Annotated in this window: 21 protein-coding genes, 1 tRNA gene, 2 rRNA genes and 1 pseudogene; 17 read left to right on the top strand and 8 right to left on the bottom strand. The window is 53.4% G+C overall.

Going from position 1 to position 25810, the window contains the following annotated elements; translation table 11 throughout:
- The first annotated feature begins 219 nt into the window (after window positions 1-219).
- The 3 genes from rrf (RTX96_RS08375) (at window position 220) to rrf (RTX96_RS08365) (ending at window position 581) form a co-directional block, all read left to right on the top strand.
- Window positions 220-335, top strand: a 5S ribosomal RNA gene (rrf, locus tag RTX96_RS08375).
- A gap of 14 nt (window positions 336-349) precedes the next feature.
- A tRNA-Thr gene (locus RTX96_RS08370) sits at window positions 350-425 on the top strand.
- A 40-nt stretch (window positions 426-465) separates the two neighbouring features.
- Window positions 466-581, top strand: a 5S ribosomal RNA gene (rrf, locus tag RTX96_RS08365).
- Between the two features lie 312 nt (window positions 582-893).
- On the opposite strand, the gene RTX96_RS08360 is transcribed toward rrf (RTX96_RS08365), so the two are convergent.
- The 6 genes from RTX96_RS08360 to RTX96_RS08335 all read right to left on the bottom strand — a co-directional run bounded on the left by RTX96_RS08360 (window position 894) and on the right by RTX96_RS08335 (window position 6473).
- A complete protein-coding gene (locus RTX96_RS08360) occupies window positions 894-1652 on the bottom strand; it encodes an amino acid ABC transporter ATP-binding protein (RefSeq protein WP_103821412.1) in 759 nt (252 codons plus the stop codon).
- Window positions 1653-1660: 8 nt separating this feature from the next.
- Window positions 1661-2764, bottom strand: coding sequence for an amino acid ABC transporter permease (locus RTX96_RS08355; RefSeq protein WP_312670711.1), 1104 nt, complete (start codon window positions 2762-2764; stop codon window positions 1661-1663).
- A gap of 9 nt (window positions 2765-2773) precedes the next feature.
- A complete protein-coding gene (locus RTX96_RS08350; RefSeq protein WP_312670710.1) occupies window positions 2774-3955 on the bottom strand; it encodes an amino acid ABC transporter permease in 1182 nt (393 codons plus the stop codon).
- 85 nt (window positions 3956-4040) lie between these two features.
- Complete coding sequence (locus RTX96_RS08345; protein WP_042389966.1) at window positions 4041-5066, bottom strand: amino acid ABC transporter substrate-binding protein; 1026 nt, start codon at window positions 5064-5066, stop codon at window positions 4041-4043.
- Between the two features lie 387 nt (window positions 5067-5453).
- The gene (locus RTX96_RS08340; protein ID WP_042389968.1) at window positions 5454-5675 is read right to left on the bottom strand and encodes a membrane protein; all 222 of its coding nucleotides are present in this window, start codon (window positions 5673-5675) and stop codon (window positions 5454-5456) included.
- Between the two features lie 153 nt (window positions 5676-5828).
- Window positions 5829-6473 carry a TetR family transcriptional regulator gene (locus tag RTX96_RS08335; protein ID WP_409418558.1) on the bottom strand — a complete coding sequence of 215 codons (645 nt, stop codon included), beginning with the start codon at window positions 6471-6473 and terminating at the stop codon, window positions 5829-5831.
- A gap of 240 nt (window positions 6474-6713) precedes the next feature.
- Here RTX96_RS08335 and RTX96_RS08330 point away from each other — a divergent pair, with 240 nt between their 5' ends.
- The 3 genes from RTX96_RS08330 to RTX96_RS08320 all read left to right on the top strand — a co-directional run bounded on the left by RTX96_RS08330 (window position 6714) and on the right by RTX96_RS08320 (window position 14296).
- A complete protein-coding gene (locus tag RTX96_RS08330) occupies window positions 6714-9836 on the top strand; it encodes an efflux RND transporter permease subunit (protein WP_312670708.1) in 3123 nt (1040 codons plus the stop codon).
- A gap of 129 nt (window positions 9837-9965) precedes the next feature.
- A complete protein-coding gene (locus RTX96_RS08325; RefSeq protein WP_103821407.1) occupies window positions 9966-11126 on the top strand; it encodes an efflux RND transporter periplasmic adaptor subunit in 1161 nt (386 codons plus the stop codon).
- 26 nt (window positions 11127-11152) lie between these two features.
- On the top strand, window positions 11153-14296 hold the full coding sequence (locus tag RTX96_RS08320) for an efflux RND transporter permease subunit (RefSeq protein WP_312268675.1): 3144 nt from the start codon (window positions 11153-11155) through the stop codon (window positions 14294-14296).
- A 33-nt stretch (window positions 14297-14329) separates the two neighbouring features.
- On the opposite strand, the gene RTX96_RS08315 is transcribed toward RTX96_RS08320, so the two are convergent.
- Window positions 14330-16390, bottom strand: coding sequence for a bifunctional diguanylate cyclase/phosphodiesterase (locus RTX96_RS08315; RefSeq protein WP_312670707.1), 2061 nt, complete (start codon window positions 16388-16390; stop codon window positions 14330-14332).
- 412 nt (window positions 16391-16802) lie between these two features.
- On the opposite strand from RTX96_RS08315, the gene RTX96_RS08310 reads away from it, so the two are divergent.
- The 4 genes from RTX96_RS08310 (at window position 16803) to RTX96_RS08295 (ending at window position 20573) form a co-directional block, all read left to right on the top strand.
- Window positions 16803-18023: an integrase arm-type DNA-binding domain-containing protein gene (locus RTX96_RS08310; RefSeq protein ID WP_312670706.1), complete on the top strand. Its 1221-nt coding sequence runs from the start codon at window positions 16803-16805 to the stop codon at window positions 18021-18023.
- A complete protein-coding gene (locus tag RTX96_RS08305; protein WP_312670705.1) occupies window positions 18023-18673 on the top strand; it encodes a hypothetical protein in 651 nt (216 codons plus the stop codon). Before RTX96_RS08310 ends, RTX96_RS08305 begins: the two co-directional genes overlap by 1 nt.
- A 639-nt stretch (window positions 18674-19312) precedes the next feature.
- Window positions 19313-19597: an AlpA family phage regulatory protein gene (locus tag RTX96_RS08300; protein ID WP_312670704.1), complete on the top strand. Its 285-nt coding sequence runs from the start codon at window positions 19313-19315 to the stop codon at window positions 19595-19597.
- A gap of 139 nt (window positions 19598-19736) precedes the next feature.
- Window positions 19737-20573 (top strand): antA/AntB antirepressor family protein, encoded by an 837-nt coding sequence (locus RTX96_RS08295; RefSeq protein ID WP_312670703.1) that lies wholly within the window; start codon window positions 19737-19739, stop codon window positions 20571-20573.
- A gap of 325 nt (window positions 20574-20898) precedes the next feature.
- On the opposite strand, the gene RTX96_RS08290 is transcribed toward RTX96_RS08295, so the two are convergent.
- Window positions 20899-21078 (bottom strand): hypothetical protein, encoded by a 180-nt coding sequence (locus RTX96_RS08290; protein ID WP_312670702.1) that lies wholly within the window; start codon window positions 21076-21078, stop codon window positions 20899-20901.
- On the opposite strand from RTX96_RS08290, the gene RTX96_RS08285 reads away from it, so the two are divergent.
- From RTX96_RS08285 to RTX96_RS08255, 7 genes and pseudogenes are all read left to right on the top strand, one after another.
- The gene (locus RTX96_RS08285; RefSeq protein ID WP_312670701.1) at window positions 21068-21394 is read left to right on the top strand and encodes a host cell division inhibitor Icd-like protein; all 327 of its coding nucleotides are present in this window, start codon (window positions 21068-21070) and stop codon (window positions 21392-21394) included. The two genes, RTX96_RS08290 and RTX96_RS08285, sit on opposite strands and share 11 nt — an antisense overlap.
- Window positions 21387-21581 (top strand): hypothetical protein, encoded by a 195-nt coding sequence (locus RTX96_RS08280; RefSeq protein WP_312670700.1) that lies wholly within the window; start codon window positions 21387-21389, stop codon window positions 21579-21581. Before RTX96_RS08285 ends, RTX96_RS08280 begins: the two co-directional genes overlap by 8 nt.
- Window positions 21578-21778 (top strand): hypothetical protein, encoded by a 201-nt coding sequence (locus RTX96_RS08275; RefSeq protein ID WP_268108816.1) that lies wholly within the window; start codon window positions 21578-21580, stop codon window positions 21776-21778. Before RTX96_RS08280 ends, RTX96_RS08275 begins: the two co-directional genes overlap by 4 nt.
- Window positions 21775-23556 (top strand): DUF5906 domain-containing protein, encoded by a 1782-nt coding sequence (locus RTX96_RS08270; protein WP_312670699.1) that lies wholly within the window; start codon window positions 21775-21777, stop codon window positions 23554-23556. The genes RTX96_RS08275 and RTX96_RS08270 overlap by 4 nt, the downstream gene beginning before the upstream one ends.
- 292 nt (window positions 23557-23848) lie before the next feature.
- On the top strand, window positions 23849-24151 hold the full coding sequence (locus tag RTX96_RS08265) for a hypothetical protein (RefSeq protein ID WP_312670698.1): 303 nt from the start codon (window positions 23849-23851) through the stop codon (window positions 24149-24151).
- 10 nt (window positions 24152-24161) lie between these two features.
- Window positions 24162-24407: a hypothetical protein gene (locus RTX96_RS08260; RefSeq protein WP_312670697.1), complete on the top strand. Its 246-nt coding sequence runs from the start codon at window positions 24162-24164 to the stop codon at window positions 24405-24407.
- A gap of 223 nt (window positions 24408-24630) precedes the next feature.
- A pseudogene (locus RTX96_RS08255) lies at window positions 24631-25795 on the top strand (phage major capsid protein).
- The last annotated feature ends 15 nt before the right edge of the window (window positions 25796-25810 follow it).

Here is a 25810-nt window from a genome sequence, read left to right as displayed (position 1 = left end):
ATGAACCGTGAGGCTTAACCTTACAACGCCGAAGATGTTTTGGCGTGATTTGAGACGATTTTCAGCTTAGATTCAGACTAACGTGCGCAATAATTTGCGCAGCAGCAAGGCGGCAGGCGCAGGAAAGGAAGGAGCATACTGAAGTATGTGACTGACTTTGCGAGCGCAGGCAACGCGGCTGATGCGATAAAGTATTGCGTACCGAGCACAAAGAATTTGCCTGGCGGCACTAGCGCGGTGGTCCCACCTGACCCCATGCCGAACTCAGAAGTGAAACGCCGTAGCGCCGATGGTAGTGTGGGGTCTCCCCATGCGAGAGTAGGGAACTGCCAGGCATCAAATTAAGCGTGCTGATATGGCTCAGTTGGTAGAGCGCACCCTTGGTAAGGGTGAGGTCCCCAGTTCGACTCTGGGTATCAGCACCACTTTTTAGTGGTTAAAGTTCGGCACATAGTAAAGAATTTGCCTGGCGGCACTAGCGCGGTGGTCCCACCTGACCCCATGCCGAACTCAGAAGTGAAACGCCGTAGCGCCGATGGTAGTGTGGGGTCTCCCCATGCGAGAGTAGGGAACTGCCAGGCATCAAATAAAACGAAGGGCCCGGTCGAAAGACCGGGCCTTTTGTTTTACCTGTTGTCTGTCGGTGAGCGCTCTCCTGAGGAGGGACAAATCCGCCGGGAGCGGATTTGCACGTTGCGCAGCAACGGCCCGGAGGGCGGCGGGCAGGACGCCCGCCGTAGCTGCCAGGCATCAAACAAAGCAGAAGGCCATCCGTAAGGATGGCCTTTTTGCGTTGCGGCAGACCGGCGCCCGGTGGCGCTGCGCTTACCGGGCCTATAAAGTCTGCTGTTTCTGTAGGCCGGGCAAGCGTAGCGCCGCCCGGCAATACGATCCTAATGAATAACCTGCGAGAGAAACGCCCGGGTACGTTCTGATTTCGGATGGGCAAAGAACTCTTCCGGTGGGGCCTGCTCAACAATCTCCCCGCGATCCATAAAGATCACGCGGTCAGCAACCGTGCGGGCAAAGCCCATCTCGTGCGTCACACACAGCATCGTCATTCCCGACTCCGCTAAACCAATCATGGTATCGAGCACCTCCTTGACCATCTCCGGATCCAGCGCAGAGGTGGGCTCATCAAAGAGCATGATTTTAGGTTTCATACAGAGCGAACGGGCAATCGCCACGCGCTGTTGCTGACCTCCGGAGATCTGACCGGGGAACTTATGTGCATGTTCGGCGATACGCACGCGCTCAAGATAGTGCATCGCCAGCGCCTCGGCCTCTTTCTTTGGCATTTTACGCACCCAAATGGGAGCAAGCGTGCAGTTCTGCAATACCGTCAGGTGCGGGAAGAGGTTAAAGTGCTGAAACACCATCCCCACCTCCTGGCGTACCTTCTCAATATTGCGAATATCCTCATTCAGTTCGATGCCATCTACAACGATACGGCCCTGCTGATGCTCTTCCAGATGGTTAATGCAGCGAATGGTGGTTGATTTCCCTGATCCGGAAGGGCCGCAAAGTACAATGCGCTCTCCCTGCTTTACGTTCAGGTTAATGTCTTTCAGTACGTGGAACTGCCCATACCACTTATTTACGTTCTCGAGCGTAATCATCGCGTCGGCAGATTGCATAGTCATATTACTCATGGTGATCCTCAGTGCGGTGTACGCCCGGTGTTAAAGCGCTTCTCCAGATGCTGGCTGTAGCGCGACATGCTAAAACAGAAAATCCAGTAGACCAGTGCGGCAAAAACGTAGCCTTCCGTCGACATACCTAACCACTCAGGATCGACCGTCGCCTGCTGCACGCTGCTAAAGAGATCGAACAGGCCAATGATGATCACCAGGCTCGTGTCCTTAAACAGCGCAATGATGGTGTTCACCAGCCCTGGGATCACCATCTTCAGCGCCTGAGGCAGGATCACCAGCCCCTGGGTTTTCCAGTAGCCCAGCGCCAATGATTCAGCGGCTTCATACTGTCCCTTGGGCAGCGCCTGTAGCCCGCCTCGCACCACTTCAGCCACGTAGGCTGACTGGAACAGGATCACCCCGACCAGCGCCCGCACCAGCTTATCAATGCTGGTCCCTTCCGACATAAACAGCGGCAGCATCACCGAGGACATAAACAGCACGGTGATCAGCGGCACGCCTCGCCAGAACTCAATAAAAATTACCGACAGAATGCGTACCACCGGCATGGTTGATCGCCGACCTAGCGCGAGCAAGATCCCCAGCGGCAGCGCGCCGGCAATCCCTACGGAGGCGATAATTAACGTTAGCGTCAGGCCGCCCCACTGGCGCGTTTCGACACGCTCCAGCCCGAGAAAGCCACCGTACATCAGCCCCCACACAACCAGCGGATAGACCACCGCCCAGCAGGCAATGTAGCGTCCGCGTTTCGGCAGCCCATTCCAGAACATCGGTACAATTGAGAGCAGGCCAATCACCAGCGCGGTGTTGATGCGCCAGCGCTCGTCATGGGGATAGAGGCCATACATAAACTGGCCGAAACGTTCATGAATAAAGACCCAGCATGCGCCTTCTTTGGTGCAGTCCGCACGGGTTGAGCCAAACCAGTTCGCCTGAAACAGCGCCCAGTTCAGCAGGGGAGGAATAAGCTCCCACATCAGCCACAGGGCGACCAGGGTCAGCAGACTATTCGACCAGCTTGAGAACAGATTTTTACGCGCCCACTGAATATAGCGTCCAGTACCGGCACGGGCCGGGCGCGCGGGGTGAGACAGAAGTGCTTTTGTCATCATGGATCCTTAGCGCTCGACCAGGGCGATACGACGGTTATAGATGTTCATTAGCAGGGAGATGGTCAGGCTAATGATCAGGTAGACCGACATGGTGATGGCAATCGTCTCGATAGCCTGCCCGGTTTGGTTCAACACCGTTCCAGCAAATAGCGATACCATATCGGGATAGCCGATGGCCGCCGCCAGCGACGAGTTCTTCACAATGTTGAGATACTGGCTAGTGAGCGGTGGAATGATCACGCGCATCGCCTGCGGGATAATCACCTGACGCAGCGTTACCGGGTTAGGCAACCCCAGCGATCGCGCCGCCTCGTGTTGCCCAAAGGGCACCGACTGAATGCCTGATCGGATAATCTCGGCAGTAAACGCGGAGGTATAGACCGACAGGGCCAGAGTCAGCGCCGCCAGCTCCGGGATCAGCGCCATGCCGCCACGGAAGTTAAAGCCGCGCAGCTCGGGCACATCCCAATGCAGCGCCGCGCCGAACAGCCAGTGGGAGAGCAGCGGCAGCAGAATAATCAGCCCGAGCGCGGTCGGCCATGTCCGCCTTAGCTGACCGGTTTTCATCTGGTGCGCTCGATTGAAGCGGTACAGTCCCACGCTAACGGCGACGGCAATCAGCACCGCTACAATGAAACCGACAATGCCTTCGCCAAACGCGGGAGCAGGGATATAGAGCCCACGGTTGCTGAGAAACGCCAGGTCGAATGCGCTCACCGCCTGGCGCGGCCCCGGCAGGTTGCGCAGCACGGCAAAATACCAGAAGAAGATCTGCAGCAGCGGCGGGATATTACGAAAGGTTTCGATATAGATCGTCGACAGCTTGCGCAGCAGCCAGTTTTCAGACAGGCGGGCAAGGCCGAGGAAGAAACCGAGAAAAGAGGCAAAAACAATACATAGTGCGGAGACCAGCAGCGTATTGAGCAAGCCGACCAGGAATACGCGGCCATAGGTATCCCCCTGCTCATAATCGATCAGATGCTGGACGATGCCAAATCCGGCGCCACGATCGAGAAAGGCAAAGCCAGAGGTAATACCCCGGTTGCTCAGGTTAGTAACGGTGTTGTGTATCAAATAGATCGCGACGCTGACAACGGCCACGATAGCGATGATCTGAAACAGCCAGGCTCGAACCGCGGGGTTAGAAAGGGAGAACGATCCTTTAACGGTTGGGCGGCGTGGGGACATAGGAAAACCTCGGTAACCTTGACTCTGGGCTGGGCACTGCCTGAGCAGTGCCCGTTACAGCACTCTACCTTAGCGTACCGGTAGCTTAGCGCACCGGCGGCGCGTACTGGATCCCGCCGTTATTCCAGAGGTTGTTCTGGCCGCGTTTGATCTTCAGCGGACTTTCGGATCCCACGTTGCGCTCAAAGATCTCAGCGTAGTTACCGACTTTCTTGATAATGTTGTAGGCCCACTTGTTATCAAGCTTCAGATCCTTGCCGTAGTCCCCCTCTTTGCCTAACAGATGTGCCATATCCGGCGTTGCCGGGTTGGCCGCTTTCTCATCGACGTTTTTAGAGGTGATGCCCATCTCTTCTGCGTTCAGCATGGCGAACAGGGTCCAGCGAACAATGGAGAACCACTCTTCGTCACCGCGGCGAACCACCGGCCCCAGCGGCTCTTTGGAGATCACTTCCGGCAGAACGATCCACTCGCCCGGCGTGCTCAGCTTGATGCGCAGCGCATAGAGCTGTGACTGGTCAGAAGCCAGGGTGTCGCAGCGGCCGGACTCCAGCGCCTTCGCAGATTCGTCGGAGCGGTCAAAGGTCACCGGGGTATACTTCATATTGTTCGATTTAAAATAGTCAGCCACGTTCAGCTCGGTATCGGTACCGGCCTGGATGCAGACGGTGGCGCCGTCCAGCTCTTTGGCGCTCTTCAGGCCCGCTTTATTGTGGGTCAGGAAGCCGATGCCGTCATAGTAGGTCACGCCGGTGAATGCCATGCCCATGCCCGCATCGCGAGAGGAGGTCCAGGTGGTATTGCGCGACAGCACGTCTACCTCCCCGGACTGCAGGGCGGTGAAGCGCTCTTTGGCCGTCAGCGGGGTGTACTTCACTTTGGTGTCATCGCCAAAAACGGCAGCGGCAACGCCACGGCAAACGTCGACGTCAATGCCGGTAAACTTGCCGTTAGCGTCCGCGTAGGAGAAACCTGGCAGCCCATCGCTGATACCGCACTGTACAAAGCCTTTACTCTTTACGGCATCCAGCGTTGCGCCAGCATGCGCCTGGTTTACAACAGCAAACAGCGCACCGGCGGCAGCCAGGCTGGCGATCGTCATCTTTTTCATAATGCATCCTGTGTGGCGAAATTATTGTTATAAAGAGGCGCTCGGGAGACGCCTGAAACCTGTCTGTGGCGTTGGCCATACTCTTTAAAGCAAAGGTAGTGCCAGGTTTGCGGAAGGCGGAAAAGGGGAGTTCTCCCCGCAATATGCAGAGTGTAGACAGGAAAAAAAGTATGTAGCGCTCCGTAATGGTGCGAAATTCAAACCTGCGCCACAAAACAGAGCAAAATAGTTTCGCTGCGGAAGGATTAAAAACAGCAGGATGGAAAAAGCGCGGGAAAACGGTGGGGGTGTTTGAACCAGAAAGCACCGCAATTTTAACAGCGCATCAGAAGTGCACCGGGGCGGCGCAAAAAAGAAGGCGTGGGGGGAGCCACGCCTTGAGTCAGATTATTTCGTTAAGGCCACAATACCCAGCGTCAGGCCAGCAATCGCGGCAGCACCGCCAGCAACAGCCCCTGCGGTTTCCCAGTTATCCTGAGTCGTTCCTTTCATGCAGGTATTGGTATGCACCAGTCGGCCCTGATCGTCATAGGTTGGTACGCAAGGGGAGTCATGGGCACAGCCTGCGAGAACGGTAGATAACAGTGCAACGGCAATTAATTTTTTCATGATCACATTCACCTCATTTATGTGAATGGCGGTATTGTACCACTGGCCGCGGCGGGAACTTATGCCTCTATTCTTACAAAGCATGTCTAATGTAAAAAAGATGGAGAGAAACGGCGCATGTGAGCCGATTAAGGAGAAAAGATGGAGCCGACGTTATGCGCTCAACCTAACCTGTTTCTCTTCGGGCGTCGTGCGCAGCATAATCAGCAGCCCCTCAACCAGCTGTGGCGCCAGCGCGGCAAGATCGGAAGCCTTGTCCAGCATCAGCCAGTTTTTAACAATTCCACTCATGTATCCCTGGATGATAATCAGCGCCGTTTCCACGCTGACGCTTAAGAAGTGGGGATCCTGCTGCTGGCATTTCTCTAACATTTCGGCAACGTTTGCCGGATTAAAAAACAGCCGCTCGCGTATTTCCGCTTCCGGCGTCATATTTTGTGTAAATTCGCATTTATGGTAAAGAATTTCAACGAGCGCTTGTTCTAAAGGGCTTTTTGCAATTAAGCGGAGGGCCTCTGTCAAACTATGGCGAAATAGCCCCTGCGGATCATTGCGAAAATGTAACTGAGCTTTGCGATCTATTCGCTCTCTTAATGGTCGCTGCTCCTGCCAGATAGCGTTAAATAATTCTGTTTTATTTGTAAAATGCCAGTAAATAGCACCGCGCGTCATATTGGCTGCGCAGGCGATATCATCCAATGTCGTATTGGAAAACCCCTGCTGCGCGAATGTTAAAATAGCGGTGTCGATTAATAGCTGCCGAGTTTTGGCTGCCTCTTCTTTCGTCTTTTTCGCCATGCTTGCCACCGTCAGGCCAAAAGCGTGATTTACATTTGTTGAATAAAATATGCCCGAGAACGTACTATCTATCCTTGCATTTTTTTGTTGTTCATTCAACATAGCGCCACTATTTTCGCTATGCGTTAATAAATATTCATCCTATGAATGTTATTAAATAAAGTATTTATTTGGGTAATGAATGCTAACGCCATCCGGTAATAAACTCCGGTGATGAAAAAGAAAAGGTAATACGTTTATATGGCAAAGTTCTTTATCGATCGCCCGATTTTCGCTTGGGTACTGGCGATTATTTTAATGTTGGCAGGCGCGCTGGCCGTCATTAAGCTGCCCGTTGCGCAGTATCCTACGATTGCGCCGCCTGCCATTGCCATTAACGCTACCTATCCCGGCGCGGATGCGCAGACCGTGCAGGACACGGTCACCCAGGTGATCGAACAGAACATGAATGGCCTCGATAACCTGATGTACATGTCCTCCACCAGCGACTCCTCGGGCGGCGTCACGGTAACCTTGACCTTTAACTCCGGGACCGATCCCGATATCGCCCAGGTTCAGGTGCAGAACAAGCTGCAGCTCGCCATGCCGCTACTGCCCCAGGAAGTACAGCAGCAGGGTATCAACGTTAAAAAATCGAGCAGTAACTTCCTGTTGGTCATGGGCTTTATTTCAGATGATGGCAGCATGTCGCAGGACGACATTGCCGACTACATCTCCTCCAATATCAAGGATCCGGTGAGCCGTACGGAGGGGGTCGGTGACGTACAGCTGTTTGGCGCGCAGTATGCGATGCGCATCTGGCTCGATCCCAATAAGCTCAATCAGTATCAGCTCACCACCCTCGATGTGGTTAACGAAATCAAAGCGCAGAACAGCCAGATTGCCGCCGGGCAGCTGGGGGGGACGCCCTCGCCAGCGACGCAGCAGCTCAACGCCTCGATTATCGCCCAGACCCGCCTGCGAACGCCGGAGGAGTTTGGCAACATTACGCTAAAAGTGCAGGCGGATGGTTCGCGCGTATTGCTGCGCGACGTTGCCCGCATTGAACGCGGCGGCGAGAACTACAACGTTGTGGCCCGCTATAATGGAAAGCCCTCGGCGGGGCTGGGTATTAAGCTGGCGACAGGAGCGAATGCGCTCTCCACTGCCGACGCGGTAAAACAGCAGATGGCGCATCTGCAACCCTATTTCCCGCACGGCCTGAAGCTGGTCTACAGCTATGACACGACGCCGTTTATCAACATCTCCATCCGGGAGGTGTTTAAAACGCTGTTTGAAGCGATCGTGCTGGTGTTTTTGGTGATGTATCTCTTCCTGCAAAACCTGCGCGCTACGCTGATCCCCACCATCGCCGTACCGGTGGTGCTGCTGGGTACCTTTGCCGTGCTGGCGGCGTTTGGCTACTCCATCAATACGCTCACTATGTTTGGCATGGTGCTGGCCATCGGCCTGCTGGTGGACGATGCCATTGTGGTCGTCGAAAACGTCGAGCGCGTGATGACTGACGAAGGGCTGCCGCCAAAGGAGGCCACGCAAAAGTCGATGAGCCAAATCCAGGGCGCGCTGGTGGGGATTGCGATGGTGCTTTCTGCCGTGTTTATCCCAATGGCCTTTTTTGGCGGATCGACCGGGGTCATCTACCGACAGTTCTCTATTACTATCGTCTCGGCGATGGCGCTCTCGGTGCTGGTTGCCCTCATTCTTACCCCCGCGCTATGCGCGACGCTGCTTAAGCCGGTGCAGCACGATAAGACCCACCGGCTGTTTAGCCGCTTCAATCACCTGTTTGAGCAGAGCACCCGCCACTACACCGGCAGCGTGCAGAAGCTGCTCCACTGTACGGGCCGGTATATCGTTGTTTATCTCGTCATCGTGATCGGAATGGCAGTGCTGTTTCTAAGGCTGCCGACCTCGTTTTTACCCGAAGAGGATCAGGGCGTATTTCTGACGATGGTCACGCTGCCCGCCGGGGCAACCCAGGCGCGAACGGAAAAGATCATGCGCCAGGTAACGGATTACTATCTGACAAAAGAGAAAAACAACGTCGACTCGGTCTTTACCGTCACCGGCTTTGGCCTGAACGGTAAAGGTCAGAACAACGGCCTGGCCTTTGTTCGCTTAACGCCGTGGGCACAGCGCGAGGCGAAAGAGGATCGCGTTGGCGCTATCGTGGGCCGGGCTACGCAAGCCTTCAGCCGCATCAAGGATGGCATGGTTTTCGCCTTCAACCTGCCTGCCATTACCGAGCTGGGTACCGCGACGGGGTTTGACTTTGAGCTGATCGATCAGGCGGGGCTGGGCCATATGGCGTTGACCGCCGCGCGTAACCAGCTGCTGATGCAGGCGGCACAGCATCCGGACATGCTGGTCAGGACGCGGCCCAACGGCCTGGAGGATATGCCCCAGTTCAAGCTCAAGGTCGATCAGGAGAAAGCGCAGGCGCTGGGCGTCTCATTGAGTGATATCAACAGCACGATTGCCACCGCGCTGGGCAGCACCTACGTTAACGACTTTATTGATAACGGGCGCGTGAAGAAAGTCTATGCCCAGGCCGATGCGCCCTATCGCATGATGCCGGATGACATTAACACCTGGTATGTGCGTAACCAGGCCGGTGGTATGGTGCCGTTCTCCAGCTTCTCCAGCGCAGGCTGGATCCAGGGGTCACCTCGTCTGGAACGCTATAACGGCCTGCCGTCGATGGAGATCCTCGGCGAGGCGGCGCCGGGCAAAAGCAGCGGCGAAGCGATGAAGCTCATGGAGACGTTGGCATCGCAGCTGCCTGCTGGCGTCGGCTTTGACTGGACCGGCATGTCTTATCAGGAGCGACTCTCAGGTAACCAGGCCCCGGCGCTGTATGCCATTTCGCTGGTGGTGGTGTTCCTCTGTCTCGCCGCGCTGTATGAGAGCTGGTCGATTCCCTTCTCGGTCATGCTGGTGGTGCCGCTGGGCGTCGTGGGGGCGCTGCTGGCAGCGAGCCTGCGCGGCCTGAGTAACGACGTCTATTTTCAGGTAGGCCTGCTTACCACCATTGGGCTATCGGCAAAGAACGCCATTCTGATCGTCGAATTTGCTAAGGACCTGATGGATAAAGAGCACAAAAGCCTTATCGAGGCCACCCTTGAAGCGGTCAGAATGCGTCTGCGTCCCATTCTGATGACCTCCCTTGCCTTTATTTTAGGCGTAATGCCGCTGGTATTAAGTACTGGCGCAGGCAGCGGCGCACAAAATGCGGTCGGCACGGGGGTAATGGGTGGGATGATTGCGGCGACGCTGCTGGCGATATTCTTTGTGCCGGTATTTTTTGTCGTGGTCTGTCGGCGTTTAACAAAATCGAGCCACGTTATTACGCAGCAGCAATAACGCTTTCTCTTTTCGATGAGCCATTAATTATTCATCGGGCTGATTAAACAATTTCATTTATTGATGTGAATTATTTTTATCGTGGATTTTTGCGGTTAACGCCGTGCGTTGTGTTTTTGAGGAACTGCAATGAATAAATTTGGTGAATGTTTACGCCTATCGTCATTAGTATTAATTTCGGCGGGTCTACTCAGTGGCTGTAATGATAATAGCGACGGCGCGAAAAAAGCGGCTGCGCCAGAGGTCAGTGTTTATCAGGTAAAAGCCGCACCGCTGGCGGTCACCACAGAACTTCCCGGCAGAACCGAAGCGTTTCGTATTGCTGAAGTGCGGCCTCAGGTGAGCGGCATTATTTTACGCCGTAATTTCGTGGAGGGCGCGGATATTACCGCAGGCCAGTCGCTCTATCAGATCGATCCTGCGACCTATCAGGCGGACTATGCCAGCGCCCAGGGCGATCTGGCGAAGGCGCAGGCTGCGGCTAAGATTGCCCACCTCACCGTTAAGCGCTACCAGCCGCTTGTCGGCACGCAGTATATCAGCCAGCAGGAGTATGACACGGCTGTTGCCGACGCCCAGCAGGCTGACGCCGCGGTACAGGCCGCGAAGGCCGCCGTTGAAACCGCAAGAATAAACCTCGCCTATACCCAGGTCCGTTCGCCGATTAACGGCCGGATCGGTAAATCATCGGTAACCGAGGGCGCGCTGGTGACTAACGGCCAAAGCACCGCGCTGGCCACCGTGCAGCAGCTGGATCCCGTCTATGTCGACGTCACCCAGTCGAGCAATGACTTTATGCGCCTGAAGCAGGCCGTGGAGCAGGGCAACCTGCAAAAAAACAGCAATAAAACGGATGTTGAGCTGATTACCGAAAACGGTCAGCGCTATCCGCTGAAGGGCACGCTGGAGTTCTCAGACGTCACCGTGGATGAGAGTACCGGATCCATTACCATTCGGGCAGTTTTCCCCAATCCAGATCATAGCCTGCTGCCGGGCATGTTTGTCCGGGCGCGGATCGACGAGGGCGTGCAGCCAACCGCCATTCTTGTGCCGCAGCAGGGGGTAACCCGTAACGCCCGCGGCGATGCCACCGTGCTGCTGGTAAACGCTAAAAATCAGGTTGAATCACGCAACGTCGTCGCCTCGCAGGCCATTGGCGATAAGTGGCTCATTACGGACGGTCTGAAAGAGGGCGAAAAGGTCATCGTCAGTGGATTGCAGCGGGTTCGTCCTGGGGCAACGGTGACGATCGCCCCGAGCGCAGCAGATCAAACTGCCGCCGCGCATTAATCGTATAATCCCAATGAGAGCAAAAGATGGCTAAGTTTTTTATCGATCGTCCGATTTTTGCCTGGGTGCTGGCAATTATTTTGATGATTGCCGGGGCGCTGGCAATCTTACAGCTGCCCGTAGCGCAATACCCGACCATTGCACCACCGGCGATCGCTATTAGCGCTACCTACCCGGGGGCCGATGCCCAGACGGTGCAGGATACCGTAACGCAGGTTATTGAGCAGAACATGAACGGTATCGATAATCTGATGTATATGTCCTCTACCAGCGACTCGGCGGGAGGCGTCACGGTTACGCTGACCTTCAAATCCGGGACGGATCCAGACATTGCTCAGGTTCAGGTGCAGAATAAGCTGCAGCTGGCGATGCCGCTGCTGCCGCAGGAGGTTCAGCAGCAGGGGATCAGCGTCGAGAAGTCCAGCAGCAGCTTTTTGATGGTGGTGGGCTTTACCTCTGAGAACAAGAGCCTGAATCAGGATGATATTTCCGATTACGTCGCGTCGAACATTAAAGATCCTATTAGTCGTACCAACGGCGTCGGTGACGTACAGCTCTTCGGGGCGCAGTACGCAATGCGTATCTGGTTGAATGCCGATCTGCTCAACAAATACAACCTGACGACGATCGACGTGGTTAATCAGATCAAGGTGCAAAACGATCAGATTGCCGCGGGTCAGCTTGGTGGAACCCCCTCGATCCCTAACCAGCAGCTTAACGCCTCCATCATTGCCCAGACCCGGCTGAAGGATCCGGAGGAGTTTGGCAATATCACGCTGCGGGTCAACAGCGATGGTTCGCAGGTGCGGCTGAAAGACGTAGCCCGCATTGAGCTGGGGGGAGAGAACTACAACACGGTCACGAAAATCAACGGCCAGGACGCGGCGGCGATCGGCATCAAGCTGGCAACCGGGGCCAATGCGCTGGATACCGCTACCGCCATCAAAGCTAAGCTCAACGAGCTCCAGCCGTTCTTCCCCCAGGGCATGAAGGTGGTCTACCCCTACGACACCACGCCCTTTGTGAAGATCTCCATCCATGAGGTGGTAAAAACGCTGTTTGAGGCCATTATTCTGGTCTTCCTGGTGATGTACCTGTTCCTGCAGAATATCCGCGCGACGCTGATCCCCACCATTGCCGTACCGGTTGTTCTGCTGGGGACCTTTGCGATCCTCTCGGGGTTTGGCTACTCCATTAACACGCTGACCATGTTCGGTATGGTGCTGGCAATAGGCCTGCTGGTGGACGATGCCATCGTCGTGGTAGAGAACGTTGAGCGGGTAATGGCCGAGGATCATCTGCCGCCGAAAGAGGCGACGGAGAAATCCATGTCGCAGATCCAGGGCGCGTTGGTAGGGATTGCTATGGTGCTCTCGGCAGTCTTTATCCCGATGGCCTTCTTTGGCGGCTCTACCGGTGCGATCTATCGTCAGTTCTCCATTACCATCGTCTCGGCGATGGCGCTTTCGGTGCTGGTCGCGCTTATCCTCACGCCAGCGCTCTGCGCAACGCTGTTAAAACCCGTCGACCCTGATACGCACGGCGAGAAAAAGGGCTTTTTTGGCTGGTTCAACCGCCTGTTCGATCGCAGTACGCATCACTACACGGAAAGCGTTGCCCGCATCATCAACGGCACAGGGCGCTACCTGTTGATCTATGTGCTGATTGTCGCCGGAATGGCGGTGCTGTTTTTACGCCTGCCCACCTCGTTTTTACCCGATGAGGATCAGGGCGTCTTTATGACGATGGTACAGCTGCCTGCCGGGGCAACCCAGGCGCGCACGCAGAAGGTGTTGGATAAGGTCACTAATTACTACCTTAACAGTGAGAAGGCGAACGTCGACTCCGTCCTGACCGTCAACGGCTACAGCTTCAGTGGTCAGGGGCAGAACTCCGGGATGGCCTTTATCAGCCTTAAGCCGTGGGAGCAGCGCCCCGGTAAAGCGAACAGCGTTGGTGGCATCGTGGAGCGTGCCACGCGCGCCTTCAGCCAAATCCGCGACGGTCTGGTCTTTCCATTTAACCTGCCCGCGATTATCGAGCTGGGCACAGCGACGGGCTTTGACTTTGAGCTGATCGATCAGGCCAACCTCGGACATGAGGCCCTGACCAACGCGCGCAATATGCTACTCGCTGAGGTACAGAAGCACCCGGACCAGGTGGTGCGCGTGCGGCCAAACGGCCTTGAGGATACCCCGCAGTTTAAGCTGGAGGTGGATATCGAAAAGGCACAGGCGCTGGGGATTGACCTCTCGGATATTAACCAGACCATCTCCACCGCGTTAGGCGGAACCTACGTGAACGACTTTATCGATCACGGGCGGGTGAAAAAGGTTTATGTACAGGCGGATGCGCAATACCGCATGCTGCCAACGGATGTGAATAATCTCTACGTTCGCAGCAGCAACGGTGAGATGACGCCGTTCTCGGCCTTTACCACTTCACACTGGGTCTATGGTTCACCGCGTCTGGAACGCTATAACGGCCTGCCGTCTATGGAGATTTTAGGCGAGGCTGCGCCGGGCAAGAGTACTGGCGATGCGATGCAGCTTATGGAGAAACTGGCTTCTGGCCTGCCTTCCGGCATCGGCTATGACTGGACGGGGATGTCCTATCAGGAGCGTCTCTCTGGCAACCAGGCTCCGGCGCTGTATGCCATCTCGCTGATCGTGGTCTTCCTCTGCCTGGCAGCGCTGTATGAGAGCTGGTCGATTCCGTTCTCGGTTATGCTGGTGGTGCCGCTGGGCGTTATCGGCGCGCTGCTGGCGGCCTTAACGCGAGGAATGAATAACGATGTCTACTTCCAGGTCGGTCTGTTGACCACCATCGGCCTTTCGGCTAAGAACGCCATTCTGATCGTCGAGTTTGCCAAGGATCTCATGGATAAAGAGGGCAAAGGGCTGGTAGAGGCGACGCTGGAGGCGGTCCGCATGCGGCTGCGCCCGATCCTGATGACCTCGCTGGCCTTTATCCTCGGCGTCATGCCGCTGGTGATCAGCTCTGGCGCAGGCAGCGGCGCACAAAACGCGGTGGGCACCGGGGTGCTGGGCGGCATGCTCTCCGCGACGCTGCTGGCGATCTTCTTCGTCCCGGTATTCTTTGTGGTGGTACGGCAGTTCTTCACGAAAAAAGCCAAGGTATCTCGCGCAATAGTCTCGGAAGAGTTGTAGGCCGGGTAAGCGTAGCGCCACCCGGCGTTACGCTTACTTTGACTCAGCTCCCAGCTGCGTTGCCTCCTGGGCCGAGATGGGTTTACCCAGCAGATAACCCTGTAGCGTATTACAGCCCAGCTCGGTGAGAAACGCCTGCTGGGCCTGCGTCTCTACCCCTTCCGCCACCACCCTAAGGTTCAGCGTTTTGGCCAGCGCCACGATGGCGGAGACGATAGTGGCATCGTCGCCGTCACGGCTCAGCTCCCTAACAAACGCCCGGTCAATCTTCAGCTCGCAGGCTGGCAGGCGTTTCAGGTAGAGCAGGCTAGAGTAGCCGGTACCAAAATCGTCAATCGAGGCCTTCACCCCGGCATCGGTGAGCCTGGTCAATACGCGTACGCTCTCATCCGGGTTGCTCATGGCCGTGGTTTCGGTCACTTCAAGGATCAGGCTCTGGGGTGGAACCTGATGCCGCGTCAGGCACGCCATTACATGCTCTACCAGCCCCGTCTGCTCAAACTGCAGGGTCGAGAGGTTAACGGCCACCGTCCAGTGCGTATACCCCTGTTGACGCCACTCGCTCAGCTGGCGGCAGGCCTCATCAATTACCCAGTTGCCAATGGGAATAATCAGCCCCGTTTTTTCCGCCAGCGGCAGAAAACGGTCCGGCGTCAATAGACCGTGAACGCCGTGCTGCCAGCGCAGCAGCGCTTCAAAACCGACGATTGGCCCAGCGGGGGCCTGAAACTTGGGCTGGTAAAAAAGGCGTAGCTCGTTGCGCTCCAGGGCCAGCCACAGGTCGCTCATCAGCAGGAGCTGGGTCTGGGCCAGCGTATTCATCGAAGGCTGGAAGAAGTGGTAGCCGTTACGCCCCATATGCTTGGTGTGGTACATCGCTGCATCGGCGTTAAACATCAGCTCACGTTCGTTCTTGCCATCGTGAGGGTAGAGAGCAATGCCGACGCTTAAGGTGACCACCAGATCGTAGCGGTCAAGGGTAAACGGCTGATCGATGGCGCGCACCAGCGCATCCGCCAGCGTGGCCGCCTCATCCGGGGCGTTCACCTCCGCTAGCAGGACAAACTCGTCTCCGCCGATCCGCGCCAGCGTATACTGGCCCTTCAGCGGCTGGAGCAGACGCTCGGTCACGGCGATCAGCAGCTGATCGCCAACGTCATGGCCGTAAGCATCGTTGACGGTTTTAAACCCGTCGAGATCCATAAACATCAGAGCAAAAAAGGAGCCTTCACGACGGGCTTTATTAATCGCCTGGTCGAGCCGGTCCTCTAGCAGCACGCGATTAGGCAAGCGGGTGAGGGGATCGTGCAGCGCCAGCTGGGCCAGCTCGCGGTTGGCTTCCGCCAGCGAGGATGCCAGCAGCGAGGTCCGCGCCTGCAGACGGGCATCCAGCATAGAGACCAGCAGGGTAATACCCAGAATCGAGAGCGCGACGACGCTAACCAGCAGCGCCAGCCAGTTACCGTCTACGCCGTGATGCATGACCGAGTGCTGCATCGGAAACTGGGCTGCCATCATGCCGGTATAGTGCATACCAGCAATCGCGATACCCATTAAAATAGCCGCCCCCGCGCGCATTTGCGCCACCTGCGCGGCCTCGTGGCGCAGGCGGAAGGTGAGCCACAGCGCAGCCAGCGATGCCCCAAGGGCGATGAGCAGCGAGATCGTCACCCAGCGCATATCCCACACGATAGGCGGTGACACCTCTAACGCCGCCATGCCGGTGTAGTGCATACCGGCAATGCCGCAGCCCATCACCAGCGAGCCCGGCAGCAGGCGCCGCAGGCGCAGCTGGGATGTGCTGACCAGCCACAGAGCAAACAGAGACGAGCCTACGGCAATCAGCATCGACAGACCGGTGAGCAATGGATCGTAGCTCATGCTCATGGTCAGCGCCATCGCCAGCATCCCGATAAAATGCATGGCCCAGATGCCGATACCCAGCGCAAGGCCGCCGCCCGCCAGCCAGAGCCAGCCAGCTTTGCCGGGATTGGTCGAGACCCGGCCTGCCATATTCAGCGCAGTATAGGCTGCCATGATGGCAACGATAAAAGAGATCGCAACGAGGATCTGGTCGTATTGGCTAACCTGCATGATGCCACCAACTCATTCACAATAAAGGTTATTGATCGTTATATATTCATGCCAGTAGGCATAAAGGGCAGTGACATTAGCACCCAATTCAGAGCGGTGGAAGGGATTTAAGCCCCTGTTTTTGAGGAGGAATAGATGCAATTTCGTGCAGATAAAGGCCAGTAACAAAAAAGGCGCTTCCCCATGCCGGTTCGCGCCTTTTTAAACAAACACTTAACTGATTAGTATCAGTTCATGCCGTACTGTCATATTAGTTGTTCGCATGCTTTTAGGTGATTTTAATATTTATTTTATATTCAATGAGTTGCTAAAAAATATGCCTGTATATTGTTCCAGTGCTTTTCTTTGTTTATGCTATCATGCAAGCAATTATGTATAAACATTTGTATAAACACTTTGGGCTGGGTGGTCTATGGCTGGCGAACTTAACAAACTGAGCGATAGGAAGTTAAAGGGATTACATGGTATCCCGGCCAGTAAGATTGAGTTTTATGCTGATGGTGCCGGACTGAGCGCCAAGGTAACGAAAGCTGGTGGTATTAGCTGGGTGTTTACTTATCGACTCGACGGGCAGAAGCTGCATCGACTGACTCTAGGACGTTACCCGGATATGAGTCTCAAAGAAGCCCGTTCCTCACGTGATAAATGTCGCCAGTGGCTGGCCTCAGGTAAAGATCCAAAGCACCAGTTGGCACTAACTACTCAGCAAACGCTTAAACCGGTCACTGTGCAGGAAGCCATCGAATACTGGATACGCGAATATGCAGAAGAGAATCGTTCGAATGTTGAGCGGCATAAAGCGGAGCTGCGCAAGCACATTTACCCCTACATTGGGAAAATGGCTCTCTCTGACTGCGAAACACGATACTGGCTTGATTGCTTTGACAGAATGAAAAAGAAAACCCCGGTTGCCGCTGGCTACGTCTTTCAGATGTGTAAGCAGGCCCTGAAATTTTGTCGGGTTCGGCGCTATGCCGTCAGCACGGCTCTTGAAGATTTAACTATCCCAGATGTCGGTAAAAAACAGGCGAAAAAAGATCGGGTCTTGAATGATAAAGAGGCAGGCGATTTGTGGGCTGCAATTACGGCCGGTGATCATTTTATGCCTTACTATACTAATCTGCTCAAAGTAGTCACCGTATTTGGATGTCGAACTCAAGAGGCCAGACTGTCAGGCTGGAACGAGTGGGATTTGGATACATGGATCTGGACGGTTCCAAAAGAACACAGTAAAGGCGGCGAAAAGATTGTAAGGCCAGTTCCTGAAGCTTTGCGCCCTTTCATAAAAAAGCTTTACGATGAAACAAAATCATCCAGTTATTTACTTGGCACAGTGAAAAAAAGTGAAGCCGTGAGCCAGTGGGGGCGTAGTATCTATAAAAAGCTCGGGCATTCAGAAGCATGGACATTGCACGATTTACGTCGAACTTTAGCAACGCATATGAATAATATGGGTATCGCTCCGCACGTTGTTGAACAATTGCTGGGCCACTCAATGCCGGGAGTTATGGCAATTTATAACCGTAGTCTGTACTTGCCTGAGAAATTGGATGCGTTGAATAAATGGTATGACAGACTTGATATTTTATCTGGCGGGTTCACTAATATTGTTTTGTTGAATAGGGCTGAATAATGACTAGTTTTCTTAAGTTGGGTATTTTCGAGCGTGAAGCCAAAGCCCCGGAGCTAAATATTAAACAACTTGCGCTACTAATGTGTGGGGTAGATCCGACAGTTAAAACTGCTGATATCCCTGAGGCAAAAGTTGAAGCATATAATATATACTATAGACAGCTGAGTCGATGGTTATCAGCATCTAAATTATTTCGAGGTGGAAACTCAACAGCCTATCCCGCAGACTATATGTTTGCTCTGGCATATCCTCTTATTGATGAAGATATTACACCACAACCCATAAAGGACAGATGTCTTGCGGCAGTGGCTATAATTTCTAATCAAAACAAAGGGAAAGAGCACCTTTATGCTATGGGAGGGGATGAGCTTTTACAGGTCGGAATTGCATTGAAAAGCAGCAGGCGCGGCTTGCATCGTAAGGAAGATGAAAAGGAATATAATGATAAATTGATGGGGATGCTGGTCAAGCTTATAGCACATAAGATAGGCCATTCATTTGGCACCTCCAAAAAACCCAGTATTTCAGCCATTTTAAATGAACTATATAAATTAGCTGATGAGGAAGGTATATCTAAAACTGGATTATCTAAATCAGCAATATATGACAAAATCCGTAAGGCATTAAATTCGATTTATTATACAGAATGAATATTATTTGCCAGTGCTAGTAGATATTATTTATATTCCTGTGAAAATACTAATTAATTATATTTGTTGAAACTTTTGGCGATTCAATGATCGCCAAGGAGATTCAATTGTTAGATTTGATGTGTATTACCGTTACATTCAACAGCATTCAACAGCATTCAACAGCATTCAACAGCATTCAACAGCATTCAACGACACGTAACGACACGTAACGACACCCCACAGCACCCAACAGCACCTAACAGCACCTAACAATACCTTGCTCCATCCACGGTCCTTACCAGGTCATTACTTGCTAACTTTTTCCATCTTTGTTCATGGTTATTCATCACGGTTCATCACGGTTCATCACGGTTCATCACGGTTCATCACGGTTCGTCTTTGTTCTGAACAATCCAAGGTGAATCAAATCGTTAAAGAGCGGTGATCTTCGTTGAGTTATTGAAATTCATAATTTTTTCTCTCGATCTAGCCGTTGAAATTACTGTGGAAATTGCTTTAAACAGGGGAGTGTTATCTTGATGGAATTTCTCTCTTTCAATGGAATTGAGTGTTCTTTTAAAGGATTCCAGAATCAATGGAAATGCTGGTCGTTTATCCACTAATCTCTTCGCATAACATTGAAACAGTGGAGGCAGCATGCAAAATATTACCTTTACCCCGCCAAATCCTGAACAGCGCCGCACCCTTCTGGAGGAGTACGGCTTCAAGTTTGATCGCCGTATTCGTGAAGAAGAGTGCAGCGAGATCACCAGTCTTTCCCGTTCCAGTCGCTGGAAGATGGAGCAGCAGGGCCGCTTCCCTCTGCGCTGCCACTTCGGTCGTAACAGCTGCGCCTGGCTTCTTTCTGATGTGCTCTGGTGGGTGCGTAATCCTCCGGCGGTTGCGAATGTGAACAACCCATACAGCCGCAAATCGGCCTAACAGAAACCCAATGCAAACACCCGCAACTTCGGCTGATCAGCGTAAATAAAATAAGTTGTGAGCAATTGCGCTAAATAAATTGCAGCATCCTTAACGCTGTCGCGGCGGCTCTAAATATCAACTTTTTGGAGCGATAGAAATGACTCAGAAAAAATTAACTGCCTTAACTGGCAGTGCCCAGACTCAACCTAAAACCAGCCTGAATCATATTGGTGATCAAGACTTCGCAAACATCGTGCCTGTTATTGCTACCCAGATTAGTGGGCGAGATAACAACGTTGTTAGCGCGAAAGCATTGCACTCAGCGCTTGATATCGGGCGGGATTTCTCAACTTGGTTTGCAGATCGGGTAGAGGAATATGGATTTGTGCGTGGTGTCGATTATTTCACCGATGATGATATGACGGCAGCATGGTTAATGAATGACCAATATTCCCCAGTTTCGGGGAAAAATAAAGGTCGTGGACGCCCACAGAAAGATTACTTCCCAAACATCGCCACGGCTAAAGAGCTGGCAATGGTTGAACGAAATGAGCAGGGCCGAGCTGTTCGTCGTTACTTCATCCGCTGCGAGGAGGAACTGAGCCGTTCGGCACCAGAGATCGCCGCACAGCTTCGTCAGCAGTTACGCGCACGGATTACCGCCGCGAATCTGTATAAGCCAATGTGTGCAGCTCTCGATGCAGCACGAGCCGAGCAGGGAAAGGAGACGCAAGGACATCATTACAGCACCGAGAGCAACATGATTGCCAAAATGGCGCTGGGTGGACTGACGGCTAAGCAGTGGGCGCAGATTCACGGAGTAAAAGGCGAGCCACGCGACAGCATGAACGCTGATCAGCTGGAGCATCTGGCCTATCTGGAAAGCACCAATATCACGCTTATCGAAATGGGAATGGATTACCACAAGCGCAAAGCAGAGCTGCTTCGCTTGTCGCAGCGCTGGCTGGCTAAGCGTGTTGGAGGTGCTAAGTGATTTTGCACAACTCAATCGGGGTTACGCAGGATTTGCACGCCGAAATGATCGGTATGCAAACCAACTGCGAATGTTTAACGTTCGGGCATAGAGACAAACGCGAACAGTATTTAGGGTCAGGCCAAAACAACGTTAAACGTGGTTCAGAGGTTCCGACGAATAACGTCGAGAGCTGCGAAGATAACCAACCCTCTTTCAGAGGGGAAGTTCATCTTCTGCGCGGGTCATTACGTCCTGCGCAAAATTTGCAGGTAACTAAAAGACACCCGCAAAACAGACCCGAAATTATCGGGTCAGTTCACAGCATTACGGGAAGTAACCCTGTTCAGCCTTTTGGCTCGATGCCGCGCTGCTGTAATTCTTTCCGGATGATGCGTTTTATCCACGCAGAAACAGAAGCGTCGCCATCTTGCTGTAAGGCTTGTTTTATACCCGCTTCTAGCTCTGGTTCGACGCGTAATGCGATCTGCTTATTGCCTTTGGCTTTAATACTTATGGTTGACATTTGGTTGACACCTGATTACCTTGGGTTGGTGGTCAAGTGTATGACAGATGTATACCAAAAAGCAACGCCCCAGACTGTTAGCGCAGTTCTAGGGCGTCTAACCAAACCGTTAAGTGAGGTAACGATCATGGCTGAGCTACAGCATACCCAAACTCAACCAAAATTTACATGGCGTTTTCTTGCCCTCAGTTCTATCGGGTGCAACGTCGTTCACATTCCTGCCAGCACAGAGCGCGAAGCCCGGGAGCAATCCCCTGATGGCTGCGTAATGGTATTCGCCGGCCGCCTGCCTGTTCAGGAGGTGCGCCATGCATGAGCCTATTTCTATCGAACGCGCCGAGTATAAATCCGCTATGGCTGCGTCTTTGTGGGAAGTCATTCTTGAAAAGGCAAATGAGGAGTGTTCTCCCCAACTTGTTGATCTGCTTTGCATGGCTTGCGATATCAATCATGAAATTCACCAGGCTTTAGTAGCTGAGCTGGGGATGGGAGACAAAAAATGAAACACAGTATTCTTGAAGTCGTCACCCATGCGGAAAACGCCATGTCATACAACAGTCAGGCGCTGGCCGTGCTGGAAATGTGGATGGATAGCTTGAGTAGCGGTGATGATTGCGAAGCTAATCGCGTGGCCGCTGTTCGTAGTCTTGTGCATGAGGCGTTGTCCCACCTGCAGAAAGCTGCGGGAGTGCAGAAATGAAGCAGAAACTCGCACCGAACGTTAAGGCGCTGCCTCGTGACAAGATGGAAGAAGCCATCATCTTTGCCGGTACAGGAGCATGGAAAGCTGCTCGGGATTATCAGAAAGGCAGAGACGAGCATGGCGATGACGTGCCGCCGGTAGTTCTGGATCATACCCAGCTGGCGGAATTATCCCATCTGCGCATTGTTGATAAAGGGCGTCGATTTGCCAGAGTCTGTCAGGCTGGACTTATCGAGCAAAACCAAATCAGCATGATCGCCAATAAGTTGTGTGAAGCTGGCGTGACCAATGCTGAGTTTATCAATGAAAAAGGAGAAAAAGAGGACTGGACGCCCCTCATGAAGCGAATTGAGGATGAGCCACTGATCGTGCTTACGAGGGGAGGTGCGACGCCAGCGCTTAACCAAATGGGAGCCAGCCAGCGCGGGGAAGTATTGCTGGCGCACTACGATGGCAATCTGGCTATTCATGCCGACTCTGACACAGTGCACCACTATACGGGCGTTATATGGGTGCCGCTGCCGGATAAGGAGCTGCAGCGTGAAATGGCGCAAATCTACATTGAGGCTGAGGTGGCTTACTCGCAGAACGCGATTAAATCAGCAGTTGATACGATGAAGCTGGGGCTTCCGGTAATGGGTAACACTGCCCGGAATCTTATTGGTTTCAGCAACGGTGTTTTTGATACCCGGTTAGGTCAATTTCGCGCACACGATAAAAATGACTGGCTGATCGTAGCGAGCGATTTGCCATTCAGCGAACCAGCAGAAGGAGAGGCGCTGGCAACCCATGCGCCGAACTTCTGGAAATGGCTCCGCCGTTCTGTGGCGAATAATGATCGCAAAGCCGATCGCGTATTGTCTGCGCTGTTTATGGTGCTGGCGAACCGTTACGACTGGCAGTTGTTCCTTGAGGTAACGGGCCCGGGCGGAAGCGGTAAAAGTGTTATGGCGGAAATCTGCACGATGCTTGCAGGTAAGGCCAACACGGTATCGGCAAGCATGGCAGCACTGGAGAACCCAAGGGAAAGGGCGTTGGTGGTTGGTTATTCGCTGATCATCATGCCAGATATGACCCGGTACGCTGGCGACGGCGCAGGGATCAAGGCCATTACTGGCGGGGATAAGGTAGCTATCGATCCTAAACACAAAGCGCCGTACTCAACCCGTATTCCGGCGGTGGTGCTGGCCGTCAATAACAATGCCATGTCATTCAGCGACCGCAGCGGCGGGATTTCGCGTCGTCGGGTTATCTTTAACTTCTCAGAGGTGGTACCGGAAAACGAACGTGATCCTATGCTGGCCGAGAAAATTGAAGGTGAGCTGGCCGTAATCATTCGCCACCTGCTTACTCGCTTTTCCAGGCAGGACGAAGCTAAACAGCTTTTGCATGAGCAGCAGAAATCAGAAGAGGCACTGGCCATCAAACGTGAAGGGGATTCACTGGTGGACTTTTGCGGCTATCTGATGGCTCTCGTTGAATGCGAAGGAATGATTGTTGGCAATGCTGAAATGGTGCCGTTCAGCCCGAGGCGTTATCTGTATCACTCCTACCTTGCTTACATGTCGGCGCATGGCCTGGGTAAACCCGTATCGCTGACGCGGTTCGGTACCGACATGCCTGGGGCTATGTCAGAGTATGGCAAGGAATACAAGCGCAAGCAGTGTACCCGGGGACCGGATAAAGGACGCACGATCTCAAATGTCCTGTTAGGTGATGATGCTGATGGGTGGCTACCAGCAGCAACAGGAAATAATAATAGCGAACAGGGGTAGAGTTTAAAAATTACCGGTAAAGTGTCTACCGTGTCTACTGCTATAGATAAATTATTTATTAACAATCACTTAGGTAGGTAGACACTTGGTAGATAGTTTTTGTTACAGTGTCTACCGTGTCTACTTTTAGTTTGTTTTTTGCACGATGGTAGAGAGTCTGGTAGGCAGTAGTAGACACTTTAAGGATAAAGTCTCTACCACTTAATGCACTGATTATATTGGTTAATTTGTCAGAAGTAGACAGGTAGACAGTTTGAAGCACAAATTTTAATTTTTTAATTCAGGAGAGGGAATGTTTCATTTTAATGAACTCGGCGATGTAAAGATCATGAGCATGACACCTGCTAATCCTGGCTGGTATCTTCGGGTTAAGGAGAGATCAGGAGATACTGAATGGTGGTATATGCCGGTAGCTTGTTGGGCGCTATGCCGTTTTGATGACGGTGATATGATGCTGCCATGTGTAGTTAATGATAATGGCACTTTGACACCGAATGACCCGGATTCGAATCCATGCGATTTGGTTTACCTTCCAAATGCGAGGCCATTAGAAAGCCCTGTGTTCGGTGATATATGCTGCCAGCTTGAAAAATAATGAGGTTTTTATGCCAGTCACAGTTCAGGATATAAAAGAGCACCAAGATCATTTTGGTATTGGTGATATTACAAATATGGATATTGCCGAGTATAAGCGGCTTTTAGATGATGGTGCGTTCTTCTGGATTAACCACAATGAGATTATCCGGCACACGCTCTCAGAAGAGTATATTGCTGCAACGCCCGGGCAGGTTGATGCATTAATCGAGCATTTAAAGATGTTCAAGGAGAAGATGATCGCCGCTGGTAAGTAGTGTTTTGTAAATTATTTGTCCTCATGTTTCTTCGTGATTGCCCCTGTCTATTGCAGGGGTTTTCTTTATATTTTTCATGTATATCTTGAATAGTGGCACTCAGACGTGAGCCGCCACTGGCCGCCGGGTTTTTCGTCCTTCAGACAGACGCTCCGTTTCCCGGCGGCCTTACCCCTTCCGCGCTGGTTTCACGTCTCAACGTTCATTGTTACGGAAACCACTCATGAAAAAATTGCTCGAACTCCGCCAGGAGAAAACCACCCTCAAAACCCAGATGCGCGCGCTGCTGGACAAAGCCGACGGCGAGAAGCGCAGCCTGAACGACGAAGAAGGCCAACAGTTCGACGAACTGCGCGGCCGTGCCGATGCCCTCGATGTTGAGATCTCCCGTCTTGAAGCAGTCTCTGACGAAGAACGTCACCTTCCCGGCGCTAAGGTCGAAGGAAAAGGCGTCACCAATGCCGAGCTGCGTCACTACATTCTCACCGGCGAAACCCGCGCCCTGACCACGGCAACCGGTGCAGATGGCGGCTATACCGTTATCCCTGAGCTGGATAAAGAGATCATGCGCCAGCTGGCCGACGAGTCAGTGATGCGCCAGATCTCCACGGTCAAGACCATCTCCAGCAACGAATACAAAAAGCTGGTGTCCGTGGGCGGCGCTACCGTTAAACACGGTGAAGAAGGTCAGCCCCGCACCGAAACCAGCACACCGAAGCTGGAAGAAGTGAGCATCAAGCTCTACCCAATCTATGCCTACCCCAAAACCACCCAGGAGATCCTCGACTTCAGCGACGTGGATATTCTGGGCTGGCTCTCCTCTGAAATCAGCGACGCTTTCAGCGAGACGGAAGAAACCGATCTGCTGGAAGGCGACGGCAACAAAAAAGCCCGTGGCTTCCTTGACTATCCGCGCGGCCACAGGCGACAAGACCCGCCCGTTCGGCACGCTGGAAAAGATGGAGACCGCTGGCGCAGCACCGACCGCCGATGAATTGATCGACCTGCTGTTTAAGCTCAAATCGAAGTACCGCAAAAATGCCGTGTGGGTGATGAACTCCGGTTCCGCCGCCGCGCTGCAGAAGCTCAAGAACGGCAACGGGGATTATATCTGGCGCGATCGTCTGACTGCTGGTTCTCCGGATACGCTGCTGGGCCGTCCGGTTTACTACCTCGAAAACATCCCTGACGCGACAGCGGGCGAGCCGGTGCTGGCAGTGGGTGACTTTAAGCGCGGTTATTATGTGGTGGATCACACCACCGGCGTGCGCACCCGTCCGGACAACATCACCGAGCCTGGCTTCTACAAGGTGCATACCGATAAATACCTGGGCGGCGGCGTGGTTGATTCCCGCGCCATCAAAGTGCTGGAAATCGGCGGCGAGTAAACGAAAGGGGGCCTC

This window comes from Pseudescherichia sp. (genome assembly GCF_032052675.1).
Taxonomy (GTDB): Bacteria; Pseudomonadota; Gammaproteobacteria; order Enterobacterales; family Enterobacteriaceae; genus Pseudescherichia.
This window is presented reverse-complemented; position numbering and strand designations above follow the sequence as displayed.

Coding starts and splice junctions, on each gene's coding strand:
- RTX96_RS08295 (WP_312670703.1), top strand. CDS start 19,737: ATGACTCAGAAAAAATTAACTGCCTTAACTGGCAGTGCCCAGACTCAA.
- RTX96_RS08355 (WP_312670711.1), bottom strand. CDS start 2,764: ATGACAAAAGCACTTCTGTCTCACCCCGCGCGCCCGGCCCGTGCCGGT.
- RTX96_RS08345 (WP_042389966.1), bottom strand. CDS start 5,066: ATGAAAAAGATGACGATCGCCAGCCTGGCTGCCGCCGGTGCGCTGTTT.
- RTX96_RS08290 (WP_312670702.1), bottom strand. CDS start 21,078: ATGTCAACCATAAGTATTAAAGCCAAAGGCAATAAGCAGATCGCATTA.
- RTX96_RS08265 (WP_312670698.1), top strand. CDS start 23,849: ATGTTTCATTTTAATGAACTCGGCGATGTAAAGATCATGAGCATGACA.
- RTX96_RS08285 (WP_312670701.1), top strand. CDS start 21,068: ATGGTTGACATTTGGTTGACACCTGATTACCTTGGGTTGGTGGTCAAG.
- RTX96_RS08335 (WP_409418558.1), bottom strand. CDS start 6,473: ATGGCGAAAAAGACGAAAGAAGAGGCAGCCAAAACTCGGCAGCTATTA.
- RTX96_RS08350 (WP_312670710.1), bottom strand. CDS start 3,955: ATGTCCCCACGCCGCCCAACCGTTAAAGGATCGTTCTCCCTTTCTAAC.
- RTX96_RS08325 (WP_103821407.1), top strand. CDS start 9,966: ATGAATAAATTTGGTGAATGTTTACGCCTATCGTCATTAGTATTAATT.
- RTX96_RS08315 (WP_312670707.1), bottom strand. CDS start 16,390: ATGCAGGTTAGCCAATACGACCAGATCCTCGTTGCGATCTCTTTTATC.
- RTX96_RS08340 (WP_042389968.1), bottom strand. CDS start 5,675: ATGAAAAAATTAATTGCCGTTGCACTGTTATCTACCGTTCTCGCAGGC.
- RTX96_RS08360 (WP_103821412.1), bottom strand. CDS start 1,652: ATGAGTAATATGACTATGCAATCTGCCGACGCGATGATTACGCTCGAG.
- RTX96_RS08260 (WP_312670697.1), top strand. CDS start 24,162: ATGCCAGTCACAGTTCAGGATATAAAAGAGCACCAAGATCATTTTGGT.
- RTX96_RS08320 (WP_312268675.1), top strand. CDS start 11,153: ATGGCTAAGTTTTTTATCGATCGTCCGATTTTTGCCTGGGTGCTGGCA.
- RTX96_RS08310 (WP_312670706.1), top strand. CDS start 16,803: ATGGCTGGCGAACTTAACAAACTGAGCGATAGGAAGTTAAAGGGATTA.
- RTX96_RS08330 (WP_312670708.1), top strand. CDS start 6,714: ATGGCAAAGTTCTTTATCGATCGCCCGATTTTCGCTTGGGTACTGGCG.
- RTX96_RS08305 (WP_312670705.1), top strand. CDS start 18,023: ATGACTAGTTTTCTTAAGTTGGGTATTTTCGAGCGTGAAGCCAAAGCC.
- RTX96_RS08300 (WP_312670704.1), top strand. CDS start 19,313: ATGCAAAATATTACCTTTACCCCGCCAAATCCTGAACAGCGCCGCACC.
- RTX96_RS08275 (WP_268108816.1), top strand. CDS start 21,578: ATGAAACACAGTATTCTTGAAGTCGTCACCCATGCGGAAAACGCCATG.
- RTX96_RS08270 (WP_312670699.1), top strand. CDS start 21,775: ATGAAGCAGAAACTCGCACCGAACGTTAAGGCGCTGCCTCGTGACAAG.
- RTX96_RS08280 (WP_312670700.1), top strand. CDS start 21,387: ATGCATGAGCCTATTTCTATCGAACGCGCCGAGTATAAATCCGCTATG.